The organism is Ruegeria sp. CL7, assembly GCF_056536445.1.
In genome coordinates this window covers 38229-53384 of the sequence record NZ_JBQFPQ010000004.1, presented here as the reverse complement: position 1 = coordinate 53384, position 15156 = coordinate 38229, and the positions used below count along the sequence as shown (strand labels likewise).

Annotated in this window: 19 protein-coding genes; 12 read left to right on the top strand and 7 right to left on the bottom strand. The window is 57.2% G+C overall.

Going from position 1 to position 15156, the window contains the following annotated elements:
* Positions 1-92: 92 nt before the first annotated feature.
* The 5 genes from lepA (at position 93) to ACR0LI_RS12190 (ending at position 4346) form a co-directional block, all read left to right on the top strand.
* Positions 93-1892 carry a translation elongation factor 4 gene (gene lepA / locus ACR0LI_RS12210; protein ID WP_480718586.1) on the top strand — a complete coding sequence of 600 codons (1800 nt, stop codon included), beginning with the start codon at positions 93-95 and terminating at the stop codon, positions 1890-1892.
* 383 nt (positions 1893-2275) lie between these two features.
* A complete protein-coding gene (locus ACR0LI_RS12205; RefSeq protein ID WP_480718585.1) occupies positions 2276-2689 on the top strand; it encodes a hypothetical protein in 414 nt (137 codons plus the stop codon).
* A gap of 343 nt (positions 2690-3032) precedes the next feature.
* A complete protein-coding gene (locus ACR0LI_RS12200; protein ID WP_171641127.1) occupies positions 3033-3386 on the top strand; it encodes a hypothetical protein in 354 nt (117 codons plus the stop codon).
* A gap of 83 nt (positions 3387-3469) precedes the next feature.
* Complete coding sequence (locus tag ACR0LI_RS12195) at positions 3470-3790, top strand: hypothetical protein (protein WP_170345061.1); 321 nt, start codon at positions 3470-3472, stop codon at positions 3788-3790.
* Between the two features lie 106 nt (positions 3791-3896).
* Positions 3897-4346 carry a hypothetical protein gene (locus ACR0LI_RS12190; protein WP_171724389.1) on the top strand — a complete coding sequence of 150 codons (450 nt, stop codon included), beginning with the start codon at positions 3897-3899 and terminating at the stop codon, positions 4344-4346.
* Positions 4347-4446: 100 nt separating this feature from the next.
* Here the strand turns inward: ACR0LI_RS12190 and ACR0LI_RS12185 are convergent, their stop codons facing one another.
* The 3 genes from ACR0LI_RS12185 to ACR0LI_RS12175 all read right to left on the bottom strand — a co-directional run bounded on the left by ACR0LI_RS12185 (position 4447) and on the right by ACR0LI_RS12175 (position 6232).
* Entirely contained in the window at positions 4447-4863 is a 417-nt protein-coding gene (locus ACR0LI_RS12185) for a type II toxin-antitoxin system Phd/YefM family antitoxin (RefSeq protein ID WP_171724388.1), read from the bottom strand.
* Positions 4864-5691: 828 nt separating this feature from the next.
* Entirely contained in the window at positions 5692-5829 is a 138-nt protein-coding gene (locus ACR0LI_RS12180) for an entericidin A/B family lipoprotein (protein ID WP_152457342.1), read from the bottom strand.
* 61 nt (positions 5830-5890) lie between these two features.
* Positions 5891-6232 (bottom strand): ArsR/SmtB family transcription factor, encoded by a 342-nt coding sequence (locus tag ACR0LI_RS12175; protein WP_480486979.1) that lies wholly within the window; start codon positions 6230-6232, stop codon positions 5891-5893.
* 368 nt (positions 6233-6600) lie between these two features.
* On the opposite strand from ACR0LI_RS12175, the gene ACR0LI_RS12170 reads away from it, so the two are divergent.
* The 6 genes from ACR0LI_RS12170 to ACR0LI_RS12145 all read left to right on the top strand — a co-directional run bounded on the left by ACR0LI_RS12170 (position 6601) and on the right by ACR0LI_RS12145 (position 10481).
* Positions 6601-7233 carry an ATP-dependent Clp protease proteolytic subunit gene (locus ACR0LI_RS12170; RefSeq protein ID WP_117869644.1) on the top strand — a complete coding sequence of 211 codons (633 nt, stop codon included), beginning with the start codon at positions 6601-6603 and terminating at the stop codon, positions 7231-7233.
* Between the two features lie 131 nt (positions 7234-7364).
* Complete coding sequence (gene clpX, locus ACR0LI_RS12165; protein WP_152457344.1) at positions 7365-8633, top strand: ATP-dependent Clp protease ATP-binding subunit ClpX; 1269 nt, start codon at positions 7365-7367, stop codon at positions 8631-8633.
* 193 nt (positions 8634-8826) lie between these two features.
* Positions 8827-9189, top strand: coding sequence for a RidA family protein (locus ACR0LI_RS12160; protein ID WP_171724386.1), 363 nt, complete (start codon positions 8827-8829; stop codon positions 9187-9189).
* Between the two features lie 79 nt (positions 9190-9268).
* A complete protein-coding gene (locus ACR0LI_RS12155; protein WP_152457346.1) occupies positions 9269-9652 on the top strand; it encodes an NADH:ubiquinone oxidoreductase subunit NDUFA12 in 384 nt (127 codons plus the stop codon).
* Positions 9653-9663: 11 nt separating this feature from the next.
* Complete coding sequence (mlaD, locus tag ACR0LI_RS12150; protein WP_480718584.1) at positions 9664-10116, top strand: outer membrane lipid asymmetry maintenance protein MlaD; 453 nt, start codon at positions 9664-9666, stop codon at positions 10114-10116.
* Complete coding sequence (locus tag ACR0LI_RS12145) at positions 10113-10481, top strand: DUF2155 domain-containing protein (RefSeq protein WP_209547016.1); 369 nt, start codon at positions 10113-10115, stop codon at positions 10479-10481. The genes mlaD and ACR0LI_RS12145 overlap by 4 nt, the downstream gene beginning before the upstream one ends.
* On the opposite strand, the gene aat is transcribed toward ACR0LI_RS12145, so the two are convergent.
* The 4 genes from aat to ACR0LI_RS12125 all read right to left on the bottom strand — a co-directional run bounded on the left by aat (position 10436) and on the right by ACR0LI_RS12125 (position 13658).
* Positions 10436-11068, bottom strand: coding sequence for a leucyl/phenylalanyl-tRNA--protein transferase (gene aat / locus ACR0LI_RS12140; protein ID WP_245218137.1), 633 nt, complete (start codon positions 11066-11068; stop codon positions 10436-10438). The two genes, ACR0LI_RS12145 and aat, sit on opposite strands and share 46 nt — an antisense overlap.
* Positions 11069-11116: 48 nt before the next feature.
* On the bottom strand, positions 11117-12466 hold the full coding sequence (gene accC / locus ACR0LI_RS12135) for an acetyl-CoA carboxylase biotin carboxylase subunit (protein WP_171638176.1): 1350 nt from the start codon (positions 12464-12466) through the stop codon (positions 11117-11119).
* 9 nt (positions 12467-12475) lie between these two features.
* Entirely contained in the window at positions 12476-12970 is a 495-nt protein-coding gene (accB, locus tag ACR0LI_RS12130; protein ID WP_171638174.1) for an acetyl-CoA carboxylase biotin carboxyl carrier protein, read from the bottom strand.
* Between the two features lie 151 nt (positions 12971-13121).
* Positions 13122-13658: a LuxR C-terminal-related transcriptional regulator gene (locus ACR0LI_RS12125; RefSeq protein WP_152457352.1), complete on the bottom strand. Its 537-nt coding sequence runs from the start codon at positions 13656-13658 to the stop codon at positions 13122-13124.
* A gap of 189 nt (positions 13659-13847) precedes the next feature.
* Here ACR0LI_RS12125 and ACR0LI_RS12120 point away from each other — a divergent pair, with 189 nt between their 5' ends.
* Positions 13848-15140 carry a helix-turn-helix domain-containing protein gene (locus ACR0LI_RS12120; RefSeq protein WP_209835007.1) on the top strand — a complete coding sequence of 431 codons (1293 nt, stop codon included), beginning with the start codon at positions 13848-13850 and terminating at the stop codon, positions 15138-15140.
* Positions 15141-15156 lie beyond the last annotated feature (16 nt).

Here is a 15156-nt window from a genome sequence, read left to right as displayed (position 1 = left end):
AATCTGCCCTCTTGAAGTTTAGCGGACAAGGCACCGAAACTCTGTCGCGTTTCTATTGACCAATCCACGATTCCTCTACATATCCCCAACCCATGACAGACCTCGCTCATATCCGCAATTTCTCCATCGTCGCGCATATCGACCATGGCAAATCCACCCTTGCTGACCGGCTCATCCAAGAGACCGGAACGGTGAAGGATCGCGACATGAAGGAACAGCTGCTCGACAGCATGGATATCGAGCGCGAACGTGGCATCACCATCAAGGCCAACACGGTTCGCATCGACTATACCGCCGACAATGGCGAGCAATACGTGCTGAACCTGATCGACACCCCCGGCCACGTGGACTTCGCCTATGAAGTCTCGCGGTCGATGCGCGCGGTCGAGGGCTCTCTGCTGGTGGTCGACTCGACCCAAGGGGTCGAGGCGCAGACGCTGGCGAATGTCTATCAGGCCATCGACGCCGATCATGAGATCGTGCCGGTGCTCAACAAGATCGACCTGCCCGCGTCCGACTGTGACCGCGTGGCCGAACAGATCGAAGATGTGATCGGTATCGACGCGACCGACGCCATTCAGGTTTCCGCCAAAACGGGGCAGGGCATCCACGAAACTCTGGAAGCAATCGTACAGCACCTGCCCGCACCGAAGGGCAATCTGGACGCACCGCTCAAGGCGATGCTGGTGGATTCGTGGTACGACGCCTATCTGGGCGTCATCGTTCTGGTCCGCATCATGGACGGCACGCTGAAAAAGGGGATGCGGGTCAAGTTCATGTCAAACAACACCCTGCACCATGTCGACCGTGTCGGCGTCTTCCGCCCCGAGATGCAGATGGTCGACTCGCTTGGCCCCGGCGAGATCGGATTCCTGACCGCATCCATCAAACAGGTCCGCGACACCCGCGTAGGTGACACCATCACCAATGACCGCAACGGGACCGAAGTCGCACTGCCGGGCTTCAAACCCGCGCAGCCGGTGGTGTTCTGCGGTCTGTTCCCAGTGGACAGCGCCGAATTCGAAGACCTGCGGGATGCAATCGACAAACTGGCGCTCAACGATGCCAGCTTCAGCTTTGAAATGGAAACTTCGGCCGCGCTTGGCTTTGGCTTCCGCTGCGGTTTCCTGGGCCTGCTGCATCTTGAGGTCATCCGCGACCGCATCGAACGCGAATACGATATCGAGCTCATCACCACCGCGCCGTCGGTGATCTATCACGTCTACATGAAAGACGGCGAGATGATCGAGCTGCACAACCCCGCCGACATGCCCGACCCGTCGAAGGTCGACCATATCGAGGAACCGCGCATCAAGGCGACCATTCTGGTGCCCGATGAATACCTCGGCGACGTGCTGAAACTGTGTCAGGACCGCCGCGGCATCCAGCTGGACCTGACCTATGCGGGCAGCCGCGCCATGGTCGTCTATGACCTGCCCCTGAACGAGGTCGTCTTTGACTTCTACGACCGCCTGAAATCGGTGACCAAGGGCTATGCCAGCTTCGACTACCAGATGACGGGCTACCGCGAGGACAATCTGGTCAAGATGTCGATCCTTGTGAATGACGAACCGGTCGATGCGCTGTCGACCATGGTTCACCGCGACCGGGCCGAGATGCGGGGCCGCGCGATGTGCGAAAAGCTCAAGGACCTGATCCCGCGCCACATGTTCAAAATCCCGATCCAGGCCGCCATCGGAGGCAAGGTCATCGCCCGCGAGACCCTCTCGGCGCTGCGCAAGGACGTGACCGCCAAATGCTACGGAGGCGACGCCACGCGGAAACGCAAACTGCTGGACAAGCAGAAGGCGGGTAAGAAGAAGATGCGTCAGTTCGGGAAAGTGGATATCCCGCAGGAGGCGTTTATTTCTGCGTTGAAGATGGACAGCTAATGGAAGTCCTAGTCGATTTTTACAATAGGCACAGGTGGCTTATCGTTTGGTCGGCGGTGATTTTTGGCGCATTTAGCGTTTTTTCCTATTCTGTTTTATTGGAGTTTCCGCAACACGTCCGGCAAGCCGTTGGAGTGCAAATACTAGTGTATTGCACTCAAGACGCAATTTTTCGAGTTGCTTTTGCGGTTTTTTTGGCAAGGGCCGCGACACTTGTACTCTACGACCCGATATTCGGCCTTGCTAGGCTGCTGATAGTCCAATTTCCTTGGTCCGCTTCAAGAATTCTTCCCGCCCAAGCTAAGCGTTGGTCACGGAAGTACATAGTTAAGTGTAGAAGGCTACTCGACGCGGTACTACTTATATGGGTCGGTAGGCCTGTCTTGATTTCGTCAATCTTTGCTTTTGGCATTTTCTTTTTCACCCTAATTGGAGAGTTCCGATTTCTGATAGCAATTGCATTCATTTTGGCGATTGTAATTTTGGGCGGCTATCAAGCAGAAAAACTTTTTGAAGAAAGAAAATGGAGAGTGCGTTTTGTTTATTCAAATAGGCGAGTAGACCTGAGTGAAATAAAGGCCATGGGGGCTTCCACAGCTGTCCTTTTGTGCTCTTGGTTGATTGGCACTGCAGAGGGTCGGGCTCTTGAAAGGAACGCACCGGAGATCAAACTGTCTGGAGAAAAGCAAAAACTTATATTCGTTGACTCAGAGCTTTTCGTAACTCGCCGAACAATAGAGGATGACGATATCTGGATCTTAAATGATATTCAGAATATCGGTGAAATTATTAACTAGGAACCAACGCGCTCATAATAGTAGTAGAGTTCGCTAGTCAACCCACCCGCCCGGCGGCACCGCCGGGCCGCGCCGACCCGCCCCCATGGGGCGGTGCGTTTGCGCCTCCCCTCGGGTCGGTCGCGGCCCTCATCTCTCTTGATCAACCGTTGCAAGCGCGCTTGCGCCCCGGAGCTCCGCCCGTTCGCGGCTGAATTCGTCCACTGGACGAATTCCGAGACGCCGCTCATCCCCTCGGGTCGGCGCGGCCCTCGGTTCTACCCGACCCCCCCAATTTCTGAAATCCAGCCAAAAGTGCTAGACTCCCCGCATTCCAAACAGATTTTTCAAAGGGGGAAGTGTTATGGACCCGCAATTGCGTTCCGAGATTTCGATGCGCCGTCTTGACCATTATTACGACGTCATGCGCACCTCGATCTTTGCCTATGTCGCCATCGCCGCGGTCATTGGGTTTGGGGCCGAAGGAGTTGCTCTGCCGCTGATCGTGCTGGTGCTTGTGATCACCACCTATGGTGTTCTGGCGGGCAAGACCGCGCTGGAAGATGTTGAAAACCTGCGCGGCGACATGACCGAGGAGTTTGCGCAGACCAGCTTTGCCCAAGGATTGAAGGCGCGTAACCTGAAAGGGCTGATCCTGACGTCGAATGTGTTGCTGGGTCTGATTGGGCTGTCCGAACTCATCGCAATCGTGTTCTGACCGAAGTCTGTGATCAACCTCACAGCTTCAACTTCGCCCACCTGCTAAAGTTGACGCGACGGCAACCTCGGCAGGAGGCCCTTATGTCCACATCGCTCATCCCTCTCATCGCCCTCGGGTCGGCGGGTCTTTATTCCGTTGCCATGATCTCGATGAAGTTCTGGTGGAAAATTCCCGGTGTTGGCCTGACCCTTCTGATTGTTGCCACGCTGCTGGCCGCCGCGACGCTGGAACTTGCCGCGCTGCGCAACGAACGGTTGGGCATCATCTATACCGGCATTCTGGGGGCCGAGGTCGTGCTGATCGCCATCGCCTCGTATTTCCTGTTTGGCGAGAACTTTTCCTATCGCGAGGGGATTGGCATCGCGCTGGTCATTGTCGGGACAGCTTTGGCCTGGGCCTGAAACTCCATTCTAAGCCCCCGCTGAACCAATCATGAAGTTTCCCTTAAGTAAGTTGTAACCGGTTCGGGCGGTCCCAATCTGTTGACCAGACAGAAGGAGAGAGCCCATGACCAGATACATGACTGCCGGAGCAGCCGCTTTGGCCACGACCCTCGCCCTTGGAACGGCCGCGCTGGCCGATACCACGCCCGACCTGCGCGGCACCTGGCTGGGGTCTTACACGACCGTTCAGCCCAGCCATTACTACAAAGGCGATCAGCCCCGGTTCAATCAGGCCGAATGGATGCTGGATGTGCAGCTTCAGGACGGCAACGTTTTCTGGGGGCACAGCAAATGGCGTCGCGATGGCGATTCCGACTGGAATGAATACGAGGCCACCGGCACCATCAGCCTCGATGGGACGGGCAGCATCGGCATCGTCGAAACCTCACCTCTGCTGATCGGCGCGAATGCGTTGATCGATGCGCGGTACGAAGATGGCAAGATCTTTGCCGATTTCCGTAGCCTGCGGAACGGAACGACCTACAGCACCGTTCTGGAACGTCAGGTGAACTGAAGCGCGTCCGGCCCGGACGATTGTAGGGGGTAAGTATCGCTGCTGCAATTTTGACTGCGGCGGAGGTTAGTAGGTTGCCACGTGCGGGTCGGACCGCTTCTCAAAAACGGAACAATCGTCTCCACAGCGCGGAGACGGGCCGGGCGGCCAGTTCACCGCCTGCGATAGGAACCAGACCACCCCGCGCAAGAATGCGGCGTTCCTCGGCGCGGGTCATCTGGATCTCGCGAACCTTCAGCGCGGCTTCGCGCGCGGTGACATAGCTGCCGTCCGGTCCCGGTTCCATTCCGGGGATGTTGCGTCCCCGCGACCACATTCCGCGAATGCCCGACAGCGGGTGTTTCCACCCGATCTCGTCATCATCCTGCAAATGCCAGATCCGCTTCGCTTCTGCGACCGAGACCAGAGCGGCCAGCGGTTTGCCGTGCCGGGTCAGTATGATCACTTCGCGCGGGTCCTGTGCGCGGGTGACCAAAGCGCCCAAATGGGCGCGCGCATGGGAAATGGTGCAACGCATCGGCGAATCTCCGTATGTACGATTCGAAAGATTGGTGGTCCGAGAGTTGTACAAACCCCGCAATTCTCAACTAATGGCGCGTGCGGTGGCCTTTGCGCCCGCAGCATTGGGCCAAAAGCCGGGCTCAGGTTCAGGCCTGAAAATGTCCCGGGACAAACATGCGTGGAGTCGAAACTTCTCGGATTATCCACAAAGATTTCCCGGCAGATACCAACAATTTATCCCCGTCTAATTTTCATGCTGCAGTGCTATTTTCTTGTCAGATACAAGGCATGCTGCAACAGTCTGAACACCACACAGGTTCTTCGGAACCGAAGGTGGGACGCAAAGGCCCGGGGGTCTTGGCAGAGAGACTGGATCTTAGGATTTGCGTTGAACTGCAATGGCTTACCGGTGGGTGATCAGCTGAACGAGGGTTTCGTGCCCAAGTCGGATGGCCACTTTCTCAGAAGGCCGATGCACGTTGTGATGTCTCTTCGGGGACAATGCAGCCGCTGCAGTCTCTCAGGGGGCTGTAGCAACTGGATCGGGTGCTCTTCGGAGCGCATCGACCCGGTAAGGCGTCAGGAGTGTCCGAAAGGACGCATGCAAAGACCGCGTCTGCGCACCTGGCGCCTTTTCCTTTGCCGGATTTCGGTTTCATACAGGCTACCACTCACCCCTGCCGAAAGGGACCGGGGCTCTTCTGCGTGTGCGAAAGAGCCCCGATTTAGCGTCAGATGATGCAATGCCGCGTCTATGCACCTGTAAGGGAAAGCTACCGCGGCATGCCATGTCTTTCAACTACATATTGAGAGAAGGCCCGCGCGCGGCGCAAAATAAAGTGTATTACAGGCTTTCCTGCACGTCGGTTGCTGCGCCTTGGATGGCATCTCCGGCTTTTTCGATATCCTTGCCGGCGCCTTTGGCGGTTTCGCAGGCAGTCAGTGCAAACAGGCTCAGGCCCATCAGAATTACGCGGATCATGTTCGTCTCCTTGGTGCTCGATTATTTTTCGGTAGCACCTTTTTTCAGCCGGAGCCAGTTCCTAGGTCGGGCCGTCGCCGCAGAAGAGCTCGTAAACGACTTCGAGCATGCGGCGGGGACGATCATCCGCCAGACGATAGTAGATGGCTTTACCTTCCCTGCGAGGTATCACCAACCCTTCAAGTCGCAGACGGGAAAGTTGCTGTGATACAGCGGCTTGTCTGGCGGACAGCAATTCTTCCAGTTCGGTGACGGATTTTTCACCGGACACCAGATGGCAGAGGATCATCAATCTGCCTTCGTGGCTTATCGCTTTGAGAAAATTGGAAGCGCGTGTCGCGTTGGTGACCATGCGGTCAAAATCTTCTTTTGACATGTCATTGGACAGCTGAGGAAGTGCCATCGATTGAGTTCCTTGCAAACCCGTTGGTCGGGTGTTGTTTCCGTAACGTAAAGAGACGTGAGTGTAAGACCCTTCAGTACATGTTTCGTACATTCATTTCTATATGTATGAATCAAAATAGCGTGATGTATGAAAGGGGAATTCGGATTGAACGTTCCCGCAACGCGAGGGGGCAGATGATTCACTTTAAGGCGATCTGCTGATCGTTGCCGGAAACAACAGATGGTTCGCCTTGACGATTAATGATGATCCACATTCGGTCAGCGTTCTCACTTGCCCCCCTTGCAGCCCCCCTTAGCCGACACTAAGACTCAGGTAACACTTGTTGGGATATTGTCCCGATCCATAGCTAAACAGGCAGGTTACGAATGTTCGATCCCGTAGAAACCTACATGAATACACTTGTTCCCATGGTCGTTGAGCAGACCAGCCGGGGCGAGCGCGCCTATGATATTTTCTCCCGCCTGCTGAAAGAGCGGATCATATTCATCAACGGACCGATTCATGATGGGATGAGCCATCTTGTTGTGGCGCAATTGCTGCACCTCGAAGCTGAAAACCCCAACAAGGAAATCTCGATCTACATCAACTCGCCCGGCGGAGTGGTAACCAGCGGTTTGTCGATTTACGACACAATGCAATATATCAAGCCGAAATGTTCCACATTGGTGATCGGTCAGGCGGCCTCGATGGGCTCGGTCCTGCTCGCCGGGGGCGAGAAGGGAATGCGCTTTTCACTGCCCAACAGCCGCATCATGGTGCACCAGCCCAGTGGCGGGTACCAGGGCCAGGCCAGTGACATCATGATTCACGCGGCCGAAACCCAAAAGCTGAAGGATCGCCTGTATGACATCTACGTACGTCATACGGGGCAGACGAAAAAGGCGGTCGAAAAAGCGCTGGATCGTGACAATTTCATGAGCCCGGAAGAGGCCAAGGAATGGGGTCACATCGATGAGATCGTTGAAAATCGAGCGAAAATGGACACGGAAGAGGCCTGAGGCCGATACCCCGCGTCACCGGCGCGGGGGTCATTTTGAGATTGTAGCCGCCAGAGTGCTGGCCTAAGCTGCACACACAGGTGTAAGCGCCCCCGAAAAGGGGCGCAGGGACGAAGCCCGAAAGGTAGATCATGGCGACGAATTCAGGCGGCGATGGGAAAAACACGCTCTACTGCAGCTTCTGCGGCAAAAGCCAGCATGAGGTCCGTAAGCTGATCGCAGGCCCCACGGTTTTCATCTGTGATGAATGTGTTGAGCTGTGCATGGACATCATCCGCGAAGAGACCAAGGCCAGCGGACTGAAGTCATCTGACGGCGTTCCGACGCCAAAGGATATCTGCGAAGTTCTGGACGATTATGTAATCGGTCAGGCCACGGCAAAGCGGGTTCTGTCGGTTGCCGTTCACAACCATTACAAGCGTTTGAACCACGCACAGAAAGCGGGCAGCGATATCGAACTGGCAAAGTCGAATATCCTGCTGATCGGTCCGACCGGTTGCGGTAAAACGCTGCTGGCGCAAACGCTGGCGCGTATTCTGGACGTGCCGTTTACCATGGCTGACGCGACGACCCTGACCGAAGCCGGCTATGTTGGTGAGGATGTCGAAAACATCATTCTCAAGCTGTTGCAGGCGAGTGAGTACAACGTCGAACGCGCGCAGCGCGGCATCGTCTATATCGATGAGGTTGACAAGATTACCCGCAAATCCGAAAACCCCTCGATCACGCGTGACGTGTCGGGTGAGGGCGTGCAGCAGGCATTGCTGAAACTGATGGAAGGGACAGTGGCCAGCGTCCCCCCACAGGGTGGCCGCAAGCATCCTCAGCAGGAATTCCTGCAAGTGGACACGACGAACATTCTGTTCATCTGTGGCGGTGCATTTGCGGGTCTGGACAAGATCATCGCGCAACGTGGCAAAGGCTCGGCCATGGGCTTTGGCGCCGATGTGCGCGACAATGACGACCGCGGTGTAGGCGAGATATTCAAAGATCTGGAACCCGAGGATCTGCTGAAATTCGGACTGATCCCGGAATTCGTCGGTCGTCTGCCGGTTCTGGCGACGCTTGAGGATCTGGATGAAGACGCGCTGGTGACCATCCTGACCAAACCCAAGAACGCATTGGTCAAGCAATACCAGCGTTTGTTCGAACTGGAAGATGTTGAACTGGCCTTTACGGATGATGCCTTGAAAGCAATCGCCAAAAAGGCCATCGAGCGCAAAACCGGCGCGCGCGGCCTGCGGTCTATTCTCGAGGATATTCTGCTGGACACCATGTTCGAACTGCCGGGCATGAAAAATGTCAGCGAGGTTGTGGTGAACGAAGAGGCGGTGATGTCCGACGCGCAGCCGCTGTTCATCTATGCCGATGCGGCCAAGGAATCGGCCTCGGCGGGCTGAGGCCGGGCTTTTACCGCGACGGTGGGACTTCACTTGAACCGGTTCAGGGGGCTCTGCCCCCGCTGCCCTTCGGGCATCCCCCCGGGATATTTTTAGCCAGATGAAGCTGTGGATCCGTCGCTCGCACGCGAAGTCATGCGTGGTCAGGCGGCGGAAGCTTAAGCAAGTTTTCGAACATCAAAGGTGACGGATTATGGCAGTGCAGCGCATTTCTTCGGGTGGTGAGTTCGAAGCCAAGGTCGGGTACTGCCGCGCAGTGGTTGCGGGCGGCTGGGTTCATGTCGCCGGGACCGTCGGGCGGGGCGAGGACGTGGTGGCGCAATGCCGGTCTGCGCTGGACATCATCGGCAAGGCGCTGGCTGAGGCAGGCGCAGGCTTTGACGATGTGGTTCGGGTCACCTACATGTTGCCGGACCGCAACGAGTTTGAGCCGTGCTGGCCGATCCTGGCCGAGACTTTTGGCGCCAATCCACCGGCTGCGACGATGATCGAATGCGGTTTGATTGATCCGAAATACAGGATTGAGATCGAAGTGACCGCCTTTTTGCCGGAGTGACGCAGGTGGTATCAGGGGCACTGGACCTTGGCGGGCCTTTGGTCCATACCTTTCTTCGACGAAATGCCGGAGGCACCCGATGGGAATCCTGAACAGTCTTTTGCGAGCCGTGACCTGGTGGAATGGGTCAACTTTGAACACTCAGATCTACACTGCACGCAAGGGCGTGAAAGTGGGCGAAGACAATGAAGGCAACGTGTTTTACCGCAATGCTGATGACAGCAAGCGTTGGGTTATCTTCAATGGCGAGGCCGAAGCCAGCCGGGTTGATCCTGAATGGCATGGTTGGTTGCATCGCACTTGGGACGAGCCTCCGACAGATAAACCGCTGCCGCATAAATCCTGGGAAAAACCACATCAGGAAAACCTGACCGGCACCGCGCTGGCCTATGCTCCTGCCGGATCTCTGCGTCGCGCGGAACCGGTTGAACGTAAGGACTATGAGGCCTGGAGCCCGGAATAAACGAGGCGATAATGTCGACCCATAACTGGACCGAAGTTCTTGTCGGCGGCGTCGTATTGGCCGGTGCCGTTGCATTTGGTGTCTATGCCAGCCAATCGACGGGCTTGTCGCAAGGTGCCGCTGGATATGAACTGGGCGCGTCTTTCAGATCTCTGGAGGGGGTGGGTGTCGGTACGGATGTGCGCCTTGCGGGCGTCAAGATCGGGACCGTGACGGGCGTCACCCTGAACTCGGATACCTACCGCGCTGACACGACTTTCACGATTGCGGACGGCATTCTGGTGCCGGACGACAGTGCCATTGTCGTTTCCTCAGAAGGTTTGCTGGGGGGCAATTTTGTCGAGGTGATGCCAGGTGGGTCACCATTCTACTTTGATCCCGGCGACGAGATCGAGGATACGCAGGGCGCGGTCAGCCTGATTTCGCTGCTGGTCAAGTTCGTAGCCGGAGACGGCAGCGAATGATGCGCGCCACGATTCTTGCCTTGTTGCTGGCCGCCACAGGTGCGGCCGCGCAGCAGAAAGTTCAATCTGGGCCCGGGGCAATGCTGCGGGGCCTGGACAAGGTGAACGGCCAGACTGTCGATGTTGAATTGCAGACCGGCGCGACGGCAGCGATTTTTGGGCTGGATGTTGCCTTGGGAGATTGCCGTTTTCCCGTTGACAATCCAACGGGTGACGCATTCGCCTATCTGACCATCTGGGAGAGTGGGAAGGCCGATCAGCTGTTTGACGGTTGGATGATCGCAACCTCCCCTGCATTGAATGCGCTGGATCACGCGCGTTATGACGTTTGGGTCATACGGTGTATCACACCCGCCGCCGATTGATTCAGCGGCACCGAGAAATCGGCGCTGTGGTTCAAGGCCTTTTCCAGCTCTTTCTTGTAGGCGCCGCGCGGAATTTCGATTGCGCCCAAAGAGGCCAGGTGCGCGGTCAGAAACTGCGTGTCAAACAGACGGAACCCGGTTTGCCTCAGGCGGTCCACAAGATAGGCGAGGGCGATCTTCGAGGCGTCTTTGCGTCTTGAAAACATGCTTTCGCCGAAGAATGCTGCGCCCAGGGTCACGCCATAGACGCCGCCCACCAGCGTGTTGTTTTCCCAGACTTCCAGTGAATGCGCATACCCTGTTTGGTGCAGCTGGCGGTACAGGTCATGAAGTTCGGCGTTGATCCAGGTATCTGCCCTGTCGGCGCACCCGTCGACGACGCCGGAAAAGTCCTGGTCGATCGAGAAATCGAACCCGCAGTTTCGGATACGGCGCGCCAGGCTTCGAGAAATGTGGAAACTGTCCAATGGAAAGACGCCGCGAAACTTGGGATCGACCCAAAACAGGTCGGGGTCATCGCGATGCTCGGCCATCGGAAAGATACCGATGGAATAGCCATGCAACAAAAGTTCTGGGGACAGGCTCATGTCAGGTATGAGGCAACCGGAGGGCAGGCGCCCTCCGGTCCTTGGTGACTATTGTTCCATGTTCTCCGCAAGCCAGCGCTCCAGCCAGTGGATGTTGTAGTCGCCGCTGTGCAGATCGGGTTCCTGCAGCAGTGCGTGGAACAGAGGGACCGTGGTATCGATACCGTCGACAATCAATTCCCCCAGTGCGCGTTCCAGTCGGGCCAGCGCTTCGGCCCGGTCACGACCCTGCACGATCAGCTTGGCGATCAGAGAGTCATAATAGGGTGGAATCGAATACCCGTCATAGAGAGCCGAGTCCATTCGAACACCAAGGCCCCCCGGCGCGTGATAGGCCGTGATCTTGCCGGGGCAGGGTGAAAATTTCGGCAGCTTTTCAGCGTTGATCCGAACCTCGATGGCGTGGCCGTTGATTTCCAGATCGTCCTGACCGAACGACATCGGTTCACCCGCTGCGACAAGGATTTGTTCGCGCACCAGATCGACGCCAAAGATACCTTCGGTGACCGGATGTTCCACCTGAAGGCGGGTGTTCATTTCGATGAAATAGAACTCGCCATTTTCGTAGAGGAACTCGATGGTGCCGGCGCCGATATAATTGATTTTCGCGACCGCATCCGCGCAGATCTTGCCGATCCTGGCGCGTTCTTCGGGTGTGATGCAGGGGCCTGGGGCCTCTTCGAACACCTTCTGGTGGCGCCGCTGAAGCGAACAATCCCGTTCGCCCAGATGAACAGCCTTGCCTTTCCCGTCGCCAAACACCTGAATTTCGATGTGGCGCGGCGTGGTCAGGTATTTCTCGATATAGACTTCGTCATTGCCAAAGGCGGCCTTGCCCTCGGCCCGCGCAGTCATGAAGGCGCTTTCCATTTCGTCAGCGTTCATCGCAACTTTCATACCGCGACCGCCGCCGCCTGCGGTAGCCTTGATGATGACCGGATAGCCGAATTCCTCACCGATCTTCTTGGCCGTCGCAAGATCAGGCACGCCGCCGTCTGATCCCGGCACGCAAGGCACTCCCAGCGCCTTCATCGTGTCCTTGGCAGTGATCTTGTCGCCCATGACGCGGATGTGTTCTGCGGTGGGGCCGATGAACGTGATGTCGTGATCTTCGACGATCTGCACGAACTCGGCATTCTCGGAAAGGAAGCCATAGCCAGGGTGGATCGCCTGCGCACCGGTGATTTCACAGGCCGATATGATCGCGGGCACGGACAGGTAACTCTGGGGGCTGGGCGGGGGGCCGATGCAGACCGATTCGTCCGCCATGCGCACATGCATTGCGTCGCTATCCGCGGTGGAGTGGACGGCAACCGTCTTAATCCCCATCTCGCGGGCAGCGCGGATGACGCGCAGGGCGATCTCGCCTCGGTTGGCAATCAGGATCTTGTCGAACATGGGCCCGCCTTACTCGATGATGACCAGAGGTGTGCCAAACTCCACAGCGTCGCCATCGCCGACCAGAACACGCTTGATCGTGCCCGACTTGGGCGCGTGGATGTGGTTCATCGTCTTCATCGCTTCGACGATCAGCAGCGTGTCGCCTTCGGAAACGGAAGCGCCGACCGAGATAAATGCGGGCGCGCCGGGCTCGGGCTGCATATAGACGGTTCCAACCATGGGAGAGGTCACAGCACCAGGGTGGCTGGCCGGATCTTCCTGAGCGGCAGGGGCTTCGGCCACGGCAGGCGCAGCCGCAGCGGCAGGAGCTGGTGCTGCCGCAGGCACGGCAACCTGAACTGGTGCAGCTGCGGCCTGTGTCATGCGGCTTACGCGCACGTTCAGGCTGTCTTCCTCGCCATATTCGCGCTTGACCTGCAATTCGGTCAGGTCATTGTCACGCAGCAACTCGGCCAGAGCCTTGATGAATGCCACATCCGCTTCGTGTTTGGTGTCTGTCATGAGTGTCCTCGACGGTTCCCCTTTGGCCCGTCTGTTTCTTGCGGGCTCTGATCAAATTACGCAGGGTTATAGGCTAAGCGGCGGTGCATGAAAAGCGCCGACTCGCACCATCACAGGCGGGAATCCCGCATAATTTAAAGGGGCGGACAGGTTACAGAGGCATCCCTGACAATTTGGCGACAAGCTCGGACAGTTTGCGGGCGCCGAATTTCTCAAGCAGACGGGCGCGATAGGCTTCGATTGTGCGGTAACTCAGGCCCAGTTCAGCACCGATTTCCTTGGCGGACAGGCCACGGCAGGACAGGATCGCCACTTCGCGTTCTCGAACGGTCAATTCGACAAGGGGACGTTCTTCCGAGATGTCGGAAAAGCTCCAGATTCCATGGCGGAACGGGTCATCGGGCGTCAAAGAGCGGCCACGGGCGCGGCACCAGAACAGATCACCATTGCGGCGCCGCATGACGCGTTCATCCGTGTAGTATCCGGTGTCTCGCATCACTTGCAGGCTGCGTTCCCCGATCCTCTCCCAATCCGCGACCGAGGGATAGAGATGCAACAGCGGCATATTGCGGTAATCGGCCTCTTCCCCGCCGAAAGTGCGGGCAAATTGCAGATTGCAGCGTCTGATGATCCGGTTTTCCAGTTCAACAAGCCCGATCGGTGCATATTCAAAGGCGGGGTCACTCATCCGCTTATCGTGCCGGGAAACCACGCGGAATTGAAGGGGAGATGCGGTTTCTTGTGGCCATTGATGCGCATTGGCGGCTGCCGCTTTTGTTAAGGTTGTAAATATGGTTTGAAAATACCTCGGTAAACCAGCGAAACACATGATATGTTCTGAAAAAAGTGGCTGAAGCCTGGTCAGGAGAATACGATCATGCGTGATATGTTGACGGGAAGCCGTATTCGGGAAAGACGGCAGATTGCCGGGCTTCGGCAGGCGGAACTTGCCCGCCTTGCCGGGATATCCGCGTCCTACCTGAACCTGATCGAACATAACCGCCGCCGGATCGGTGGCAAATTGCTGGTGGATATAGCGTCAGCGCTTTCCGTCGAACCCTCTGTCCTGACACAGGGGATCGAGGCAACCCTCGTGTCGGCCTTGCGGGAAGCGGCGGATGACGCCGTCGGGCAGCAGGCCGAAGTGGACGGGCTGGAAGAATTTGCCGGGCGCTTTCCCGGATGGGCCGGGGTTCTAGCGCAGATGCACCGCCGGGTTGTTTCGCTTGAGCGGAATGTCGAGATCTTGTCGGACCGCCTGACTCATGACCCGCATCTTGCGGCATCAATGCACGAAGTGCTGTCAACGGCGGCGGCGATTCGTTCAACAGCGGCAATTCTTGCAGACACAGAGGACATCGAAGCAGAGTGGCGGGAACGGTTTCACAAAAACCTGCACCAGGATGCAGAGCGGCTGGCCGGTAGTTCAAAGGCACTTGTAACCTTTTTGGACGAAAGCGACTCGTCAATTGATCCGCGCGGTGTTCCGCTTGAAGAGGTCGAAGCGTTCTTCGAATCCCGCAGGTACAGTTTTCCGGAATTGGAACAGGGCGAGGACGTGGATGCCGTTGATCTGAGCAGTCTCAACACGTCGGCTGCCCGAACTGTGGCGCGTGAAGTTCTGAAGATGTATCGCGATGATGCAATCGCTTTGCCGCTGGATGCGCTTCGATCGAGCCTGCAAAAAGGCGACACGGATCCCATTGCGTTGGCTTATCGCTTTTCCGTGGACGTCGCCACCGTTCTGCGTCGATTGGCGTTCATACCCGATGACGTGTTGCCGCAGCCGGTTGGCATGGTGCTGTGCGATGCATCCGGCAGCATATTGTTCATCAAGCCGATCCCGGGCTTTGCTTTGGCGCGGCATGGTGAGGTTTGCCCGCTGTGGCCGTTGTTCACGGCTTTGAGCCGCCCACTTGTTCCGGTGCGCAAGCAGGTTGTCCAGATGGGGCGGACCCCGGCTGAATTCGAATGCTTCGCCTATGCTTGGCCTTATGCGGTATTGGGGTATGATCAGGATCCCGTTTATCGCTCGGTTATGCTGGTCCGTTCGGGCAACGAGGCGGCAGGTGCCGCTCCGGTCACGCAAGTCGGGCCAAACTGCCGCGTCTGTCCCAGCAATGCTTGCGAGGCCCGCCGCGAACCGTCGATTTTGAGCGAAGGCTTTTGACACTTTCCCGACAGAA

Bases quoted from the DNA above. Each gene is read 5' to 3' on its own strand.
- accB (WP_171638174.1), bottom strand. From the start codon at position 12,970: ATGACAGACACCAAACACGAAGCGGATGTGGCATTCATCAAGGCTCTG.
- ACR0LI_RS12125 (WP_152457352.1), bottom strand. From the start codon at position 13,658: ATGAGTGACCCCGCCTTTGAATATGCACCGATCGGGCTTGTTGAACTG.
- ACR0LI_RS12195 (WP_170345061.1), top strand. From the start codon at position 3,470: ATGTCCACATCGCTCATCCCTCTCATCGCCCTCGGGTCGGCGGGTCTT.
- ACR0LI_RS12155 (WP_152457346.1), top strand. From the start codon at position 9,269: ATGGGAATCCTGAACAGTCTTTTGCGAGCCGTGACCTGGTGGAATGGG.
- ACR0LI_RS12185 (WP_171724388.1), bottom strand. From the start codon at position 4,863: ATGCGTTGCACCATTTCCCATGCGCGCGCCCATTTGGGCGCTTTGGTC.
- aat (WP_245218137.1), bottom strand. From the start codon at position 11,068: ATGAGCCTGTCCCCAGAACTTTTGTTGCATGGCTATTCCATCGGTATC.
- ACR0LI_RS12160 (WP_171724386.1), top strand. From the start codon at position 8,827: ATGGCAGTGCAGCGCATTTCTTCGGGTGGTGAGTTCGAAGCCAAGGTC.
- ACR0LI_RS12190 (WP_171724389.1), top strand. From the start codon at position 3,897: ATGACCAGATACATGACTGCCGGAGCAGCCGCTTTGGCCACGACCCTC.
- ACR0LI_RS12180 (WP_152457342.1), bottom strand. From the start codon at position 5,829: ATGATCCGCGTAATTCTGATGGGCCTGAGCCTGTTTGCACTGACTGCC.
- clpX (WP_152457344.1), top strand. From the start codon at position 7,365: ATGGCGACGAATTCAGGCGGCGATGGGAAAAACACGCTCTACTGCAGC.
- accC (WP_171638176.1), bottom strand. From the start codon at position 12,466: ATGTTCGACAAGATCCTGATTGCCAACCGAGGCGAGATCGCCCTGCGC.
- ACR0LI_RS12120 (WP_209835007.1), top strand. From the start codon at position 13,848: ATGCGTGATATGTTGACGGGAAGCCGTATTCGGGAAAGACGGCAGATT.
- ACR0LI_RS12145 (WP_209547016.1), top strand. From the start codon at position 10,113: ATGATGCGCGCCACGATTCTTGCCTTGTTGCTGGCCGCCACAGGTGCG.
- mlaD (WP_480718584.1), top strand. From the start codon at position 9,664: ATGTCGACCCATAACTGGACCGAAGTTCTTGTCGGCGGCGTCGTATTG.
- lepA (WP_480718586.1), top strand. From the start codon at position 93: ATGACAGACCTCGCTCATATCCGCAATTTCTCCATCGTCGCGCATATC.
- ACR0LI_RS12170 (WP_117869644.1), top strand. From the start codon at position 6,601: ATGTTCGATCCCGTAGAAACCTACATGAATACACTTGTTCCCATGGTC.
- ACR0LI_RS12175 (WP_480486979.1), bottom strand. From the start codon at position 6,232: ATGGCACTTCCTCAGCTGTCCAATGACATGTCAAAAGAAGATTTTGAC.
- ACR0LI_RS12200 (WP_171641127.1), top strand. From the start codon at position 3,033: ATGGACCCGCAATTGCGTTCCGAGATTTCGATGCGCCGTCTTGACCAT.